The organism is Simiduia litorea (assembly GCF_042853465.1).
Lineage (GTDB): Bacteria > Pseudomonadota > Gammaproteobacteria > Pseudomonadales > Cellvibrionaceae > Simiduia > Simiduia litorea.
This window is the reverse complement of sequence record NZ_AP031497.1, coordinates 109977-126331: the sequence shown is the minus strand read 5'-3', so window position 1 is coordinate 126331 and position 16355 is coordinate 109977. Positions and strand designations below refer to the sequence as shown.

General features: G+C 50.4%; 20 protein-coding genes. 9 read left to right on the top strand and 11 right to left on the bottom strand.

All coding sequences use genetic code 11. The features are described 5' to 3' along the window. Positions 1-58: 58 nt before the first annotated feature. From ACGHTT_RS00640 to ACGHTT_RS00595, 10 genes are all read right to left on the bottom strand, one after another. Positions 59-379, bottom strand: coding sequence for a hypothetical protein (locus ACGHTT_RS00640; protein ID WP_390592881.1), 321 nt, complete (start codon positions 377-379; stop codon positions 59-61). A 100-nt stretch (positions 380-479) separates the two neighbouring features. Then, the gene (locus tag ACGHTT_RS00635) at positions 480-992 is read right to left on the bottom strand and encodes a sel1 repeat family protein (protein WP_390592880.1); all 513 of its coding nucleotides are present in this window, start codon (positions 990-992) and stop codon (positions 480-482) included. 449 nt (positions 993-1441) lie between these two features. Further along, positions 1442-1906, bottom strand: coding sequence for a hypothetical protein (locus tag ACGHTT_RS00630; RefSeq protein WP_390592879.1), 465 nt, complete (start codon positions 1904-1906; stop codon positions 1442-1444). Between the two features lie 69 nt (positions 1907-1975). After that, a complete protein-coding gene (locus tag ACGHTT_RS00625; RefSeq protein ID WP_390592878.1) occupies positions 1976-2479 on the bottom strand; it encodes a DUF3859 domain-containing protein in 504 nt (167 codons plus the stop codon). Between the two features lie 73 nt (positions 2480-2552). Beyond that, positions 2553-3017 (bottom strand): hypothetical protein, encoded by a 465-nt coding sequence (locus tag ACGHTT_RS00620; protein WP_390592877.1) that lies wholly within the window; start codon positions 3015-3017, stop codon positions 2553-2555. Between the two features lie 80 nt (positions 3018-3097). Further along, positions 3098-3430, bottom strand: coding sequence for a hypothetical protein (locus ACGHTT_RS00615; protein WP_390592876.1), 333 nt, complete (start codon positions 3428-3430; stop codon positions 3098-3100). 72 nt (positions 3431-3502) lie between these two features. Then, positions 3503-3874 (bottom strand): hypothetical protein, encoded by a 372-nt coding sequence (locus tag ACGHTT_RS00610; RefSeq protein ID WP_390592875.1) that lies wholly within the window; start codon positions 3872-3874, stop codon positions 3503-3505. Between the two features lie 444 nt (positions 3875-4318). Further along, entirely contained in the window at positions 4319-6250 is a 1932-nt protein-coding gene (locus ACGHTT_RS00605; protein WP_390592873.1) for an aminotransferase class I/II-fold pyridoxal phosphate-dependent enzyme, read from the bottom strand. A 30-nt stretch (positions 6251-6280) separates the two neighbouring features. Continuing rightward, positions 6281-7690, bottom strand: coding sequence for a Na+/H+ antiporter NhaC family protein (locus ACGHTT_RS00600; protein ID WP_390592872.1), 1410 nt, complete (start codon positions 7688-7690; stop codon positions 6281-6283). A gap of 88 nt (positions 7691-7778) precedes the next feature. Continuing rightward, positions 7779-8819: an LD-carboxypeptidase gene (locus tag ACGHTT_RS00595; RefSeq protein ID WP_390592871.1), complete on the bottom strand. Its 1041-nt coding sequence runs from the start codon at positions 8817-8819 to the stop codon at positions 7779-7781. Between the two features lie 48 nt (positions 8820-8867). Here ACGHTT_RS00595 and ACGHTT_RS00590 point away from each other — a divergent pair, with 48 nt between their 5' ends. The 3 genes from ACGHTT_RS00590 to ACGHTT_RS00580 all read left to right on the top strand — a co-directional run bounded on the left by ACGHTT_RS00590 (position 8868) and on the right by ACGHTT_RS00580 (position 10925). Beyond that, on the top strand, positions 8868-9053 hold the full coding sequence (locus ACGHTT_RS00590) for a CPXCG motif-containing cysteine-rich protein (RefSeq protein ID WP_390592870.1): 186 nt from the start codon (positions 8868-8870) through the stop codon (positions 9051-9053). 98 nt (positions 9054-9151) lie between these two features. Next, positions 9152-9733 (top strand): hypothetical protein, encoded by a 582-nt coding sequence (locus ACGHTT_RS00585; RefSeq protein WP_390592869.1) that lies wholly within the window; start codon positions 9152-9154, stop codon positions 9731-9733. 64 nt (positions 9734-9797) lie between these two features. Further along, complete coding sequence (locus ACGHTT_RS00580) at positions 9798-10925, top strand: sterol desaturase family protein (protein WP_390592868.1); 1128 nt, start codon at positions 9798-9800, stop codon at positions 10923-10925. Here ACGHTT_RS00580 and ACGHTT_RS00575 read toward each other — a convergent pair. Next, on the bottom strand, positions 10922-11047 hold the full coding sequence (locus ACGHTT_RS00575; RefSeq protein WP_390592866.1) for a hypothetical protein: 126 nt from the start codon (positions 11045-11047) through the stop codon (positions 10922-10924). The genes ACGHTT_RS00580 and ACGHTT_RS00575 overlap by 4 nt on opposite strands. Before the next feature lie 159 nt (positions 11048-11206). On the opposite strand from ACGHTT_RS00575, the gene ACGHTT_RS00570 reads away from it, so the two are divergent. The 6 genes from ACGHTT_RS00570 to ACGHTT_RS00545 all read left to right on the top strand — a co-directional run bounded on the left by ACGHTT_RS00570 (position 11207) and on the right by ACGHTT_RS00545 (position 16321). Further along, the gene (locus ACGHTT_RS00570; protein ID WP_390592864.1) at positions 11207-11998 is read left to right on the top strand and encodes a putative hydro-lyase; all 792 of its coding nucleotides are present in this window, start codon (positions 11207-11209) and stop codon (positions 11996-11998) included. A 26-nt stretch (positions 11999-12024) separates the two neighbouring features. Next, a complete protein-coding gene (locus ACGHTT_RS00565; RefSeq protein ID WP_390592862.1) occupies positions 12025-12759 on the top strand; it encodes a 5-oxoprolinase subunit PxpA in 735 nt (244 codons plus the stop codon). Between the two features lie 15 nt (positions 12760-12774). Beyond that, positions 12775-13488, top strand: a complete 714-nt coding sequence (gene pxpB / locus ACGHTT_RS00560; RefSeq protein WP_390592860.1) for a 5-oxoprolinase subunit PxpB — start codon at positions 12775-12777, stop codon at positions 13486-13488. Further along, positions 13485-14429, top strand: a complete 945-nt coding sequence (locus tag ACGHTT_RS00555; protein WP_390592859.1) for a biotin-dependent carboxyltransferase family protein — start codon at positions 13485-13487, stop codon at positions 14427-14429. The genes pxpB and ACGHTT_RS00555 overlap by 4 nt, the downstream gene beginning before the upstream one ends. Beyond that, positions 14426-15277 (top strand): DUF4392 domain-containing protein, encoded by an 852-nt coding sequence (locus tag ACGHTT_RS00550; protein ID WP_390592857.1) that lies wholly within the window; start codon positions 14426-14428, stop codon positions 15275-15277. Before ACGHTT_RS00555 ends, ACGHTT_RS00550 begins: the two co-directional genes overlap by 4 nt. A gap of 186 nt (positions 15278-15463) precedes the next feature. Beyond that, entirely contained in the window at positions 15464-16321 is an 858-nt protein-coding gene (locus ACGHTT_RS00545; protein WP_390592855.1) for an aminotransferase class IV, read from the top strand. The last annotated feature ends 34 nt before the right edge of the window (positions 16322-16355 follow it).

The following is a 16355-nucleotide window of genomic DNA, read 5'->3' as shown; positions in this document are numbered from 1 at the left end:
GGGTTAGCCCGTCCAGCCCGAAGGGCGATGCTGCCTTTGCTTGATACTAAGAGGGATTTCATGGGTTGTACGCCTTACCAGCTTGCCAATCGAGTACCGAAAGCCCCATCTTGAGCGCAAGGTTACCAACGACAGGTAAAGCCTCTTCTACCTTTGAGTATGTAAATCCAATGACAGGTGCTTTACTCTTAAAGTTATTGATGAGCGGGCCGTCACACCAAACACCTTCATCAATTTTATCGCTTGAAAGACTGCAGATACAAGGAAATATAGTTGTCACATCATCATGGAATTTTTGAAAATTTGCTGTAACCTCAGACACCCTAATATCAGTCATTGGATTGACAAGCATAACAGCCTGATTGAAGTCTTCCGGCAATCTAATATTGCAATGTTGTAACTCATGTTAACTCCCTATTCACATAACGCTCGCAACATCCGAGAGCGTAGCGAGTTGGATGATTGCGATTGTTATGCATTTAACTGCCTATTTTTTCTATATAATATTCAATAGATGACGTGATATCTGGATCTGGATTGTCTTTTCCTTTGTAGATCAACCTAGCTTTCTCACAGTGCTTCCTAGCTTTCGAAAGGTCATATGTTATCTCTTTCTCATCAGCATAGGCGTGACATAGGTGGAACTCTGCTTCGTAATGGCCAAGTAAAATTGCTTTTTGCCAATAGGAAATGGCTCCCTCTTGATCTTTATCCGTGCCAAATCCGAAAAACTTCATGTATCCAAGATTATTTAGTACGTCAACCTTCAGCTCCTCATCATGGGCAGATGTCGAAGCCAAAGGCACAAGTTTCTCCCAGCTCTCTACAGAAAGAGAGTATTCTTTGTTCCTATAGTGGCAAGTGCCAGTATAAAAATACTTCTCTATATCGCTAGATTCATTATTTAGTCCAACCGAATCGGGATCGCATTCCTCTTTAGCGAAAGAGGCTGCACTCAAAAATATGAAAAATATTGCAATTAAGTAATTCATTTTTTCTCTCGTTGCAGAACGTTACAAGCACAGGCGATCAACTTGTTGCGAGGCTAGTATGCGCAGCCCGTTTTTGTTGCGTTTGTTATAAGTTTGTTTCATAGAAAAGTTAATAATGAAATTAGTAATAACCCAAAGAATAATGACAAAAATACTTTCATTCTAATTAGCCCAAACACCTTAATATTTGGATCCACCTCTATATTCCCGCATTTTGGACAAACTACTCGTTCAAAATCAAGCATTTGCCTAAAGACAAGCTTTTGTCCTTTAAAGCCATATGGGCTGATGAACTCATAATTTTTATCTATACGGCGATTCGATTTCGAACCAAACGCTTGACCGCAAGAATTACATTTCATCTCGACTCATAACGCCCGGTTTAGGCGCGGCTGGAGCGAAGCGTAAGCCGTCGCAGCCACGAATTGGCCACCCTTGTTAAGCATTTTTTATACACTTAGCTCAGACATCATTTTCTCAATGATATCTGTGCAGTTCATAGATGCATGTAGGGCCCGTTGAAAAGGTGAGTTTTCACCATCGTAATCCCTGCTTACTGAAATTAGATGATCCTTATACATTTTCCAATAATATGCAGCCTCTTCGACAACTGGTTCAAAATCAATCACATGGCTTTTGAAGTACAAAGATAAAGACATTTTTATATCAGCAATTAGGATATTTGCAGAATCATAATTTTCATTAAAACTGCTTACGGACTCTGAACCGCTATGCATGTCAATCTTGTGTAAAGACAGTTTTGTCTTTAGAAGGTACAATCCTCTTAATACTTCTTCTCGTCTAGTCCTTTTGTTTCTTACTGTTTCAATTATATAGTTGATAACACCGCCAATTGCTGTTGCTATTATTGCAGTGGCGAATGCAATAATTCCAGACAGAACTACAGAATCCATATCTACTCCTGATGCTTAACCGTTTAAATAAAGCAGCGAGCGCTTGCGCGAGTCGATTTGATTTATTTGTTAACGCTCAACAACCTTAAACTTTTTACTGACCAGCGCCTTCCCCTGATAAATCACTTCTAATTTCCAAGCGCCTGACACCATCTCCCACTCTTCGTGCAATTTGTATGAGTCACCCGTACAATAAGGGCCATCATTTTCTTTAGAAGTAGAAAATATCTCCTCAAAACTCCTCGAAGGTTTTTTGCCAGGCCTAGAAGTAATGGGATGACTAATTCTATACACTAGATCAAAGTTTCCATTTGGTAACCCATACGCACACCAGTTCATTCCAAAAATTATGTCTCGCTTCAATGGGATAATGTCAGTAATTTTTCTAATTTCTGTTTCAACACCATCTTCAGCGTATCCCGCTAAGGAGTCAGGAGCTTGATATATTCCACCATCTTTAATTTTCTCCACTATCCCGTATTTTTCTATCTTCCCGTAAGGGAGCTTTTTAGAATGAATACCAGCACAGCCCGCTAGCAGTATAAGAAGTAGAAGTATTAAATAATTTTTCATTTGTTTCCTTTGCGTTAGCGTCCGCAACAGCCGGTAACGTAGCGAGTCGCCTGGCTGAATTTTTTATGGCTCTCTATTGACTCGCCCATTTTTGTTTTAACACCTCTAAGTATTTAGTGCGAAGATTAGAATCAACCATGCAAGATGAGCCATTTGAAATATCCGATAAGCTATGTACTAATTCGACCGAATCGCCCCAAAAGCTGTATTCAGCATATCCTGATAAGTTGACCCACACACCATCGCAAGCTTCTTTTATATTTTCATTAGGATGCAATACCGTTAAAAAGGTATAGCCGTGCGGCTTAGAGAGAGCCGCGGACTCCTTAGTCTCATAGACTACGTACACGGCCCCTTCCTTTACCATATATCCTGATACAGATAGAAAATCGCCTTTATTCAATTTTGATAAAGTATAGGCATTCAGAGCTTTGATATTTGAGCCACCAGCTGTGTTTCTTTCATATAGAAGAAAACCCGAAAGGCTTAACGAAAGCAGTGACGCCATCAGGGACGTAAAGATTAGTATTTTATTCATCTAGCCAGCCATAACGCCCCAACAAACCCGAGCGTAGCGAGTCGACGCCGATAGGCCGGTTTGGTTGCGTGTGTTACGTGTCATTCAGCCATCCTTTTATTTTGAATTCGAAGTCCATGCGAGCCATAAACGAGGGTAATAATGTATTGCTTTCCTACTTCGAATCCGTACTTTTCCTTGCTGGGCACTCCGACATAGACAACTGAATTATTGAATTCGCCATCAAGTACTTTATCTACTGTAATTTCCACAGACCATTCCTCTCCGTGGACATTCAGGTAGGATTTCTCTGAAACTCCAGTGAACGTTCCTATGATTGAAAAGCTAGCTTCGCTCTCCAAGCCTATCTCCTCAGCGTGAGAACGACATATCCAAAAGACTAAGACCAGCAAAAGTAGTAGCAAATTCTTCATACAATCACGTAACGCCCGCAGCACACGCGAGCGTAGCGAGTCGAGGCCGATAGGCCTGTGTGGCTGCGATTGTTATATTTCATCACGTTCATTGGCATAAGTTTCGTATTTTTCACCAAACTCTATTTCCATTGCAATGCGGATAAGCGCCGGGTAGCAGAACCAGTATTGCCGCGTTATTTTATCGAAGTATTCTTTCTCACCAAGATCCTCACGGTAGATATTCTGATGCCTGAGGTCCAAAGGCTGTTTGTCTATTTCCAGGAGGCGACGGCGATACTTTTTGAGAAAAATCCGCAACTGCAACCTAGAGATGATTGAAAACCTTTTTAGCTCAGTATCCACCTCTAGTAGATCTTCCATTTGTGCGCAATCATTTCTTTTGGGAAATAGATTCCGCATCATCTTATAGAGATAAGGAAGATCAAATTCCTGCTGATCCAATAGAGCTCTTCGACTCACGCTCGTCATCTCTCAAAAAATATCACATTTTAATTCTGTGCCGGCTCGTTTTGCTTGCTGGCGCCTAAATCAACGTCTGTAAACTATTGATTTACTTATTTAATTTTGGCGAATCATAGCATGACTTAAACAAAGCGTGCGCGCACAGAAGGCGGAACACGTGGTCTCAGTATCCCTTTTTAGGATTTTGTAACTGATTGGTTTGTATAGCTTTATTTTTTATAGCAGGAGGAAACCGCGCCGGCACGGTTTATTTTTGAGCCAAATTTTCGAATATGCGGCGATTCACTGTACAAAAGCCCATGGATTTCGCTAGCCGACAGTTTAAGGATCGACCTCAGCTCTTTATTCAATTTTACAAACAAAAACGCCTACATCAATGTAGGCGTTTTTAACCAAAGATAAACCGATTTACCGGTGTGCGACTCAAGCCAATAGCTGAGCCAGCTCCGCTTTGCCCTTTTCTTCTGCGTCTTTTTTCATTACGCGGATATGGGGCTGACCGTTTAGAGATTGAATGCCGTGCATTTCCAAGTCTTTGCGCTCGAACACGTAGTTTGCAATGGCGGCCAAAATTTCGGCACTCAGTTCTTGGCCGGGTACAACCAAGGGAATGCCCGGTGGATAGGGTACAATTTCGTCGCACACCACGCGCCCCACTAAGGCTGACTTGCCGGCATCAGCGGTGAGTAATAATTTTTCACCGTCGCCGAAATAGGCAGTGCGCGGCAGTACGCGGATCGCACTCAGGGCGGGAATGGATTGGTGTTTGTATTGTATTGGTTTGCCCGGTGCCGATTGCGATAATTTGTGCAGCGCTTGCTTTAAGCGCAGCACTTTGCTTTCTGTGGTGCCAATGGTGACTAACAACGTAATGGTGTTATGGGTGTTTTTCTCAACTTGAATACCGAAGTCGTTGAACAATTCAGATTGTACTTTCGGCGCCGATAAGCCGGCACAACCTACATCAATGGTCACCTTGGTGGTGTCGAGTTTGATGTTGTCATCTTTCACTTCTTTATCGCACAGATCTTGTGCGCCTAGGGATTTAAACGGCGTATGCTGTTCAACATAATCGCGAATTTCTTGGGCAAAATTTAACGTGCGCGCGAGCACTTCAAAGCCTTCGATACTCATTTGTTTGCGCGCCACATCTAAACTCGCAATCATGCCGTATTGCGGGCTGGTGGATGTGTGCATGTTTAAATCTTCGCGAAACCGCGGCGCGTCAAAATCTTTCACTTGGTTGCCAATGTGAATCATGCTTGCCTGGGAAAAAGCCGATAACATTTTGTGGGTTGAATGGGTCACAAAATCGGCGCCACTTTCCAGGGCCGTTGGCCTTAGTTCTGGGTGGAAATTTCCATGGGCATACCAGGCTTCATCAATCAGTACTTGAATATCGTGCTCGTGTGCGTAATCAATAATGGGTTTTAAATCGTAGCGCAGGCCATCGTAAGTGCAGGAGGTTAAGATGAGCAAGCGCGACTCGGGATTGGCATCAATGGCGGCGAATATTTTCGCCTTCGACACAGGGCCATAAACACCATAGGTTTGATTAACGGAAGATTCCAAATACACCGGCACCGAACCGCTCATGATCATGGCGTGATGCACAGACTTGTGGCAGTTTCTGTCGACGATAACTTTGTCGCCATGGCGCATCAAATATTGCAGCACCACTTTGTTTGAGGTGGATGTGCCATTGGTAACGTAATAGGTATGGCGCGCACCAAAGGTTTTCGCCGCTAAATTTTGCGCTTGGCGTATAACGCTGACGGGCTCCATGAGGGAGTCGAGGTTTTTCACGCTCACCGACAAATCGGTGTTGAACATGTGCTCGCCCATGAAGCGATAGAAGTCCACCACCCACGGGCTCGAGCTAAGGCTATCGCCGCTGGAGTGGCCGGGCGTGTGCCAAGAATCTTTGGCCGCGTACACATACTCTTTTAACGCATCGGCAAAGGGCGTTGCCGTGCGCTCGAATAATTCGCGCCGCAAGGTGCGATACACCACGCCGTAATTGGATTCGGCACGCGAGATAACACCTTCGAAGTCGGCGTCTTCATCGGGCATTTTGCTGGTAGTAATAAGGATGCAATCTATTTCGGCCCGGGTGGCACGCACTAGGTCGTAACACTCATCGAGGTGCGCCTCGCCCAAACTGCCTTCGTCTAAGGCGATGATTTGAGTAGCACCTTTGTAGAGCTGCTCCTTCAACTGCTCTGCTTTACAGTGAGAAAAGCGCAGGCGAATAGGCGAACTGGTATCGGCCTCGGCCACTTGTTTGAGCTCACTCACCCAACGGTTACCAAAGCTCGTTTCTTCCGTTACCAGTACTACGCGGCAAATCGCCATAATTCTTTCCTCTTGGTTACAACCGTAAAATCACAGCATCAGGACGCCTAGGAGGACAAAACCCACAGTACTGATTAGCGCCGCCTGCCCCGCATAGGGTAGTTGGGTTTTCACGTGATCGATATGTTCCGTGCCCGCAGCAAGACTGGAAACAATGGTGGTATCGGAAATGGGTGAGGCGTGATCGCCAAAAATGCCACCAGAGAGCACCGCCGCGACGAACAGCGCCGGCTCCGCGCCCAGCGCAACGGCAATGGGTATGGCAATAGGCATCATAATTGAGAAGGTGCCCCAGCTAGACCCCACCGAAAAGGCGATTACCCCAGCGATTAAGAAAATCACCGCCGGTAGTAACGCCACGGGAATGGTATCGCCCATCAGTCCCGCGACATACACGCCCGTGCCTAGGGCCTTGGCCACTGTGCCCAAGGCCAGCGCCAGCACTAACACGACAGCAATAGGCAGCATGCGGCCCGCGCCTTCCAGCCAGGTGTGGGAGAGCTTTTCTAAATTGGTTTGACGCTGCGCTAAGGCCATCACCGAAATCACCACTAGCGCCAGTAAACTCGCCCAGAGTACGGCGGTAGAACCGGAACCGGCGAGTAGATCGCCATCGCCGGTAATCCATAAGCCTATGGGCATCGCCAACACCAAGGTCAATACCGGCACCAGCATGTTCGCCGCCCGCGGCTGAGCAAGCGCGGCGGCTTTATCGGGTGCGACAGCTGTATCCACAACCACATCCAAGCCCACCAGCTCACCGCGATCGGCGCGCGCTTGCGCCTCGGCCATTGGCCCGGGATTGTAGCTGCGAGCGATGGTAAACGCGGCCAGCGCGACGGCGCTAATGGCATATAGATTCAGCGGAATACTGGCTAACAGCACCTGCAGCGGATCGTCCACCCCCAAGCCATCTAATAAACCTAAATTAAACGCGCCCCAGGCGTTTAGCGGGATCAAAATACAAATGGGTGCGGAGGTTGAATCGATAATGTAGGCGAGCTTTTCCCGGGCAATTTTATAGCGATCGAACAGAGGCCGCGCCACCGTGCCGGCCACCAAAACGGTGATGTTGGATTCGATAAAAATGAGCACACCAATACACCAGCTCAACCATTGCGCCCGCTTGCCATTGTTCACCCACCGCGCCCGCTCGAGCCACGCCACTAAACCGGTCACCGCGCCACTGCGCTCAAGGGTGAGAATGAAAGCCCCCACAACCAAGGTAAACACTACCACTCGGGCATCGCCGGGGCTGGCCAACACCGCAATGGATGCCTCAATAGCCTGAGCCAAAGACGCCAACAGGTTAACGTCATCGAGTAGGAAATAACCTAGCCAAATACCCGCGAACAAGGCCAAGTACACCTGCCGTGTTGCGAGGGCCAAACCAATCGCGAGAAAGGGCGGCAAAAGCGAAAGCCAGCTTGGGTCGATCATAAAATTTCCTGCAATCCATTTATTATTGTGGCTTTAACGCTGACGATATGACCAACCCATGGCCCGATTGCCCGCTGTTAAGTTGGCACTAACTTACTGCCGATTCCAACAGGGTTAAACGCCCGGCATCGGCATTTAACTCGGCCATTACCCCCAAGGGCACGGTGGTTTGGTCTGGCACGTGGCCAATCATGGTGCCACGCAACACGGGAATTGCCAAAGCTTCACAGCGCGAGCGCAACACCTCCTCGACGCTAAAGCTATTGTCATTGGACTTGGCCTCGGTGAATTTGCCGAACACGATACCGCTAAGCTGTTGCAGCTTACCGGCCAACCACCACTGGGTCAGCATGCGGTCAATCCGATAGGGCTCCTCGCCGATATCCTCTAAAAATAACAGGCAGCCCTTCACGTCCGGCTCGAAGGGCGTACCCAATAAACTGGTCAGCACCGTGAGGTTGCCACCGACCAAACGCCCGGTTGCTGTGCCCCCGCGAATGACCGTGAGCCGATTAGCCTTATCTAAACGACCAGGGCGCGGCTCAAATTCAGGGGCCGCGCCAATAACCAAGGGTTCGCTCAACGTTGCCGGTTGCAGCACCTTCTGAAACTCCGCAACGCTGTAGGCCGTCAAACCGTGAGCGGCTACTGGCCCATGATAAGTCACCAACCCAGTCTGGCCTTGAATGCCATTTAACAGCGCAGTGATATCGGAATAGCCAAGTAATACCTTCGGCTTCTGCGCGATGCGCTGATAATCCAGTAGCGGTAACAGCCGCGCCGAACCATAACCCCCGCGCAGGCAGAAAATGGCATCCACTGAAGGATCGGCAAAAAAACTGTTGAGATCGGCCGCGCGCTGCGCATCTGAGCCCGCTAAGTACTGGTTTTTCTCAAATACATGCCGACCCGCTTTGGCGTTAAAGCCGAGCGAGCGAATGATATCTAAACCGAAATGCACCTCATCTCGTTCCGGCGCAGGGCTGGCGGGTGCAACCAAACCAATAGTCATGCCGGCGCGCAACGCTTTAGGTTTCAACAGCACGGGCTTCGTTTTGGCACCCGCCCAGCCGCTGGCACCGGCAGCCCCGGCGGCCATGGCAAGCTTAAAAAGAGAGCGCCTTTTCATGTGTTATCCTCGGGTTTGATCGCATTAACAGACAAAGGAGTGAGGCCAATGCTGGAGGAGTCGCAGCACTATTGCCCCTATTGCGCAGAGCCTATCACTTTACTGGTGGACACTAGCGAGGGCGACCAAGAATACATTGAAGATTGTGAAGTCTGCTGTCGCCCGATCAATGTCAGCCTGCAGGTTCATGCTCAGGGCTTTTCACTCTACTTGGCACACGAGAACGAGACTTAAGCGCAAAGCGTTAAAATTCGCTAGTAATTACACCCCTTAACGGTGGATTATCCGAACCTCGTTCGTCTTAACCTTTCATTCGCTTGGAATTTATCACGTTGACCGCGCAAGCCCCTCAAAAAAGCCCGACACTCATTGTACTCAGCATCGCGCTGGTTATCGCTCTCGTGGTTATCGCGGTGGCTATTTTTAGCGATGGCGATCACTACGAATTAGAAATTCCACTCGCCGACATTCACGTGGACAAACCCTATTACGCCGACTGGCACGGCCAACAGGTGTTAGTGGTGCAACCCAACGCCAGCCTGCTTGCCGATCAAGTGGACTCCTCTGTTTACAAAAGCAAAGACGTGGTAGACCCACCGGAGCGCACCGGCCGCGATACCTTTAACTACAAAGTGTTTGTGTTCGATCGCAACCAAGGCTACTTAATGTTTGGCTACCAAAAATGGTACAACGCCATCGTGCCCTGTGCGTCCTTCCACTACATCAACCAAGCCTTTATGAACGAAGATAAAGTCGTGCAGGGTGGGTTTAAGTGCTCGCAAAGTCTGGATGAGTTCTGGCAAGACAAGTTGGTGTTTAACCTGTTTGGCCGGGCACAGAACCGCGAAGTACCGGACATGTATGTGCCCTACTACCGAATCGTCGACGATAAATTAATTGTGGGTTTAAAATAGCGGCTTTGTTTAGCGCACCTGACTGTCGGCCACGCTAGGCGCCCATTAGTAGGAATCCGTTGATATGGAATATCAGTACAAAACCCGCGAAGTCACCCCCAATCCAGACAAAGCCTTTGCCATTGGCGATGGACGCATCAGTGGTTACGCCTCTATCTTTTTAGGCGCCCTTAGCCTTGCCGCCGTATTGGCCTACCTGTTTCCGTCTTACCTCACCACCACCGAACTTCGCGCCGCCTACGATGCTGAAGCCCTACAACACGTGTTGAAATACGGCATGTATTTTTCGCTGTTTTTTGGCGCCGTAACGTTTCTCATCAACAAGCGCAAGCGCATGGGCGCCGTCGGTATCGCCTTGACCGGCGTCAGCTTCGCGCTCGGCGGCTACATGATTCCCGTCGGGCCGGTTGAACCTAAGCCACTGTCGCTGGGTATCGACTGGTTAATTCTGGCATTTTTGGGTTCCACACTGATTTTCACCAGCCTCGAAAAACTCTTTCCCAAGTACAAAGAGCAAGTCATTTTACGCGACGAGTGGGGTTTAGACTTTTTCTATTTCTGCTTTAACCACCTGCTAATTTCGGCGGTGATTTTAGTGGGCAATTATGTGGTCAGCCACTTTCACTTTGCCGCCAATGCCGAGGTGCAAACAGCGGTGCAAAGCCTGCCGCTCATCGGGCAGCTTTTGCTGTTAATTATCTGCGCCGATTTTGTCTTGTATTGGGAGCACCGCCTATTTCACGAAGTGCCTAAGCTATGGCCCTTCCACGCCGTGCATCACTCGGTGGAAACCATGGACTGGCTGGCGGGGTCGCGCAGCCATGTGGTGCAAACCTTTATTGAGCGCTCCTTGGCCATGATTCCCTTATATTTGCTCGGGCCAGACAAAGCCGCGCTGGATTTATACGTCACCTTTGCCGCGCTGCAAGCCATCGTCATTCACTGCAACCTAGGACTTCCCTTCGGCCCGATAAAGTATGTGTTGGTCACCCCACAATACCACCACTGGCACCACAGCTCGGAGCAGCCAGCGATAGACACAAATTACAGCGCCCACACGCCGCTGTTTGATCGGCTCTTCGGTACCTATCACATGCCCACCGAGCATTGGCCGGCCGAATACGGCACCACCAAGCGCCTGCCCCGCACGTTCTTTGGTCAGTTGTTTTACCCCTTTCGCAAAGACGCCTAAGCGATGTGAGCAAGGTTAAGCGGCATTTCGCCTTGCTCCACATCCGCGCCATCGATACCGCCGAATTTTATTCCCATCAGGCGCCATAAATGCGCTTCCAATGTCAGCGCTGTTTCAGGCATATTGGCAAGCCTGCAAAGTCCAATAGCGGCACCGGCGCATGAGCTAAATCCTTATTCGGGATAAATACCCAAACTGGTCATGTACGAATGGCGCCACTGGCTCTACCCTATGATGACCGCGTCTGTTTCAATTGTTTCAGCAAATTAACGAATAGGCTTATGACTCAAGTTTTCAAAGACCCACAGGCACTGCGCGCTGCCATTCGCAGCAACCAGTTCAACGCCAATACATCCGGCCAGGCGCCGGGTTTCGTGCAGTGCAATTTGGCGATTTTACCGAAAGACTGGGCCATGGAGTTTCTGCAGTTTTGTCAGAAAAATCCTAAGCCCTGCCCACTGATTAGCGTTAGCGACACACCCGGCAACCCCATGATGGACGGCGCCGGTCAAGGCATCGACATCCGCACCGACTTGCCTCGCTACCGCATCTGGCGCAAGGGTGAACTGGTAGAGGAAGTGGCCGATATTAGCCAGCACTGGCGCGATGATCTGGTCACCTTTCTCATTGGCTGCTCGTTTTCTTTCGAGGAAGCACTGGTGGCCGACGGCCTGAAAATCCGCAACGTCAGCGAAAATAAAAACGTGCCCATGTACAACACCCATATCGCCTGCGCACCCGCTGGCCGCTTCCACGGCAACATGGTGGTGAGCATGCGCCCCTTTGTACCGGCCGACGCCATTCGCATGATTCAAATATGCTCGCGCTTCCCCTCGGTGCACGGCGCGCCGGTGCATTTCGGCGAGCCCTCGGACATTGGTATTAAGCACATTCACCAGCCCGACTATGGCGATGCCGTCACTATCAAACCGGGAGAAGTGCCAGTATTTACCGCCTGTGGCGTGACCCCTCAAGCCGCCATCATGCAAGCCAAACCGGATTTTTGTATTACCCACAGCCCCGGCTGTATGCTGGTAACCGACATTCCCAACTCGAAGCTTGCCATTCTGTAACGGCAAGCCACACTCTTGGAAGCGCTATGACATTGCTACTCAACTGTGATTTAGGCGAGAGCTTCGGCTCTTGGACCATGGGTATGGACGAGCAAGTCATGCCCCATATCGATCAGGCCAATATCGCCTGCGGCTTTCACGCCGGCGACCCGTTGATCATGAGCAAAACCTTGAAGCTCGCTGCCGACAACCGCGTGATGATTGGCGCCCACCCGAGCTACCCAGATCTTGTGGGTTTCGGCCGCCGCTCGATGAACTGCTCGGTCGATGAAATGCGCACCTTGGTGTTGTATCAATTATCCGCCCTCGATGGCATGGCACAGAGCACTGGCCAGCAAGTGGAATATGTTAAGCCTCATGGCGCTTTATACAACGATATGATGGCTAACCCACTGGTGCGCGAAACTATGATGGAAGCCGTTGCCAGCTACTACCGCCCAGTGCGCTTAATGCTACAGGCCACACCTCAGGCCGACGAGCACCGCGCCGAAGCGGAGCGTCGCGGCATTGAACTGTATTTCGAGGCCTTTGCCGACCGCTGTTATGCTGACGATGGCAAGCTGTTATCGCGCACCAAACCCGGCGCCGTGCACAGCAAGGACAAGATGCTAGCGCAGGTACAGCAACTAAAGAACCACGGCACCATCACCACGGTGAGCGGGCACACACTCACCTTAACGGTGGACACCCTGTGCGTACACGGCGACAACGCGGCAGGTGTGGCGGCTATCGCCGACATCCGCGCGCTACTTCAGGCATAGAGGGTACTGACGATAATGACTAAGCCCATGGCTGCCGACCAGCCACAACCGCTAGACATCTGCATTGCCGGCAGCAACGCGGTTATCGTCTACTTCGCCCACCACATCAGCGCAGCAGCCGCCAGCCAAGTGGCGGCGCTTACCGCGCAAGTTAAGCGCGCGGCACCGGCCTGGCTGGTTGACCTGGTACCATCTTATTCCTCGCTGCTGGTGGTCTTTAACCCCTTAACCACAGATCCGCTGGCGGTGAAGCAAACGCTGCGTGCCTGTGCCGCTCAAAACACCGAAAGCCACCAGAGCAGCGATCAAATCGTGCGCCTGCCGGTTTACTACAGCGAGGCCGCTGGGCCAGATTTAGCCAACCTCGCCGAGCGCGCCCAGCTAAGCATTGCCGAGGTCATAGAGATTCACTGCGCCAGCGCCTATCGGGTTTACGCCATCGGCTTTGCGCCCGGCTTTGCCTACCTCGGCGAGGTGGATGAGCGCATTGCAGCGCCGCGCTTGAGCACCCCTCGCACCAAAGTCCCCAAGGGTGCCGTTGCCATTGCCGATCGCCAAACCGCCGTTTACCCGGCCGAATCACCCGGCGGCTGGAACCTTATTGGCCGCTGCCCAACGCCCATGTTCAACCCGTCGGCCACGCCAACCATGCCAGTGCAAAGTGGCGATCTCGTGCAGTTCTATGCCATTGACGAGGCCGAGTACCTGGCCCTAGGCGGCGAACGATGAGCGCGTTGAAGGTTATCCAGCCCGGCTTTTTGAGCCTGCTGATGGACGCCGGACGTCTCGGCCAACACAGCCTAGGTTTAACCACCGGCGGCCCACTCGATGAAGTCAGTTTTTACTGGGCCAACCGCCTGTGTCAGAACCCCACCAACACCACCTTGATTGAAACCAGCGTGGGCGGGCTAGAGCTGCTAGCACTTGCCGATACAACCATCGCCGTAACCGGCGCCAATATGCCGCTCACCATCAACGGCCAAGGTAAATCGCTCTGGGCAACGCACAAGGTCAAGACCGGCGACAAACTGAAGCTCGGTTTTGCCACGGCCGGCGCGCGCTGCTACCTAACTGTGGCCGGCGGTTTCGAGGTCGAACCACAATTTGGTAGCACTGCCACGGTGGTGCGCGAAGGCATTGGCGGCCTGAATGGCAAAGCCTTAGCTTCCGGCGATCAACTCCCGTTGCGCCAAGCCGCAAACACAATAGACGACCAGTATTTAGCGCTCGACGCCCAACCAACCTTTGCTTCTAGCATCACAGTGCGAGTTATTTTGGGTTACCAAGAAAAGCATTTCAGTGGCGCGCAAAAGGCGTTATTTTTCAGCAACCGCTACGAGGTGAGCAACCAGTGCAACCGCATGGGTTATCGCTTAACCGGGCCGGCAATTAAATGCGATATTGGTGGCATCGTCTCGGAGGGAATTTGTTTAGGTGCCATACAAGTGCCGGCCGACGGGCAACCCATCGTGTTATTACACGATCGCCAAACCATCGGCGGCTACCCAAAATTAGGCGCGGTATTTAGCGGTGATTTATACAAACTCGGCCAACTGATGCCCGGCGGCAATCTACACTTTGAAGCGATGGACATATACCAAGCGCAAGCCGAACTTCTACTCGAACAACGCAAGCGCGAACAACAAGCGCTCACAAAAGGCACACCATGACCGATCACGCTTTAACGCTGTCGCGCAGCATCGAAGATATGTTGGTGCGACGCAACCCACGCGGCATGAAAGACTTGCAGCCTGCCCTCACCGTAGGCTACTGCGAGCGCGCCGTGCAACTGATTCAACAGGCCACCGGTACAGTACTCATCGGCACCGGTTTTCCCGTTGTCGGCACGTTTGAAACTGACGGCCCCGTGGGCGCCATTGCGCTGTACGATACCTTGGCGCGCATTGGTCTAACGCCGGTGTTAGTGTGTGGCAAACCGCTATCTACTGAGCTTGCAAAAAAATACCGTGTGCATGAAATTTCGGTGGGTAAACCGGAAGATTTAAACGCCCACGAAGCCAAGGTTTTAGCCGCACTCGACAAGCTCAAACCGTCGCTCATTATTGCCATTGAACGCCCAGGGCTTGCGAAAAACGGTCACTACCACAACATGCGCGGCGAGGATATTTCCGCCGGTACAGCGCGCTTCGATACCTTTATCGAGTTGGCCAACTGCCCCTCCATTGGTATCGGCGATGGCGGCAATGAAATTGGCATGGGCAATGTCTTCGACTTTTTATCTAAACTCGACATAGTCCCGGCCGCCACCAAAGTCACCGAACTGGTCATAGCCGACGTTTCCAACTGGGCCGCTCACGGTTTAATTGCTCTTTTAGGTTGGCACAGAAAAGAAGATTTACTGGCGCACATCGACATGGTTGCCATATTGGAATACCTATCCGCCGGCAACAGCGTGGATGGCGTCACCCGTAAAAATGAACTAACCGAAGACGGACTCGCGCCCGAGATTGGCCTGCAATTGATTGCCGATTTGCGTAAGGCGACGGGGTTTTTATAAGCGCACAGGGTTAAGTTAGCAGCTTACAGGAAAGTCAAAACCCACAAACCTGCTCAAAGTTTTGCATTAGAAAAGTTAAACATTGCTTTCAATTCACAGTCACAAAGATCAGAAAACAAGAATCATTTTGCTTGTCCTGTAAGCTGTAAACTGTCAGCTAAAAACCAAAAATTAAGGATTATTCCTATGTCTATCTGCTATTTAAACGGTGAATATTTACCCCTCGACCAAGCGCGCATCTCGCCCTTGGATCGCGGTTTCTTATTTGGCGATGGCATCTACGAGGTCATCCCTTCTTACGGTGGCAAGCTGGTGGGCTTTGGCCCACACATCGATCGCATGAAAGAAGGCATGGCGTTAATCGAAATTGGTTTTAATTGGGATCATGCGCAGTGGAAAGATCTGTGCGAGCAACTCATGGCAAAAAACGGCAACGGCAATCTAGGGATTTATTTACACGTTAGCCGCGGTGCCGATACCAAGCGCTACCATGCCTACCCAGAAGGTGTAGAGCCAACACTGTTTGCTTTCACCTTCGAAATTGCCGAGCCGCCCGTTGCGGATAAGGCCAAAGCCAAAGGCTACAAAGTTTCATCCACCGAAGATTTGCGCTGGCGCCGCTGTCACATCAAGTCAACGGCACTACTTGGCAATGTCATGCACTTCCAAAAAGGTTACGCCGAAGGCAATAACGAAACCATCTTGTACAACGCCAACAACGAACTCACCGAAGCCAGTGCTTGCAATGCCTTTATAGTAAAAAATGGCGTGGTCATCACGCCGCCGTTAGACACACAAATACTGCCGGGCATCACCCGCTTAATGTTGCTGGATATTTTGCGCAAGCACACCGACATTAAGGTCGAAGAGCGCGTGGTCACCATGAAAGAAGTGGCTGCGGCCGATGAAGTGTGGATCACCAGCTCCTCTAAAGAAGTGGCTCCCGTCATTAGCGTGGATGGCAAAGCTGTGGGCACTGGCCAAATTGGCGACGTGTGGTTAAAAGCCCAAAAAGCTTTTGAAGCCCATCGTTACGATTATTAATAGCGTAAAGCGACACTTAAACAACTAACGTCCA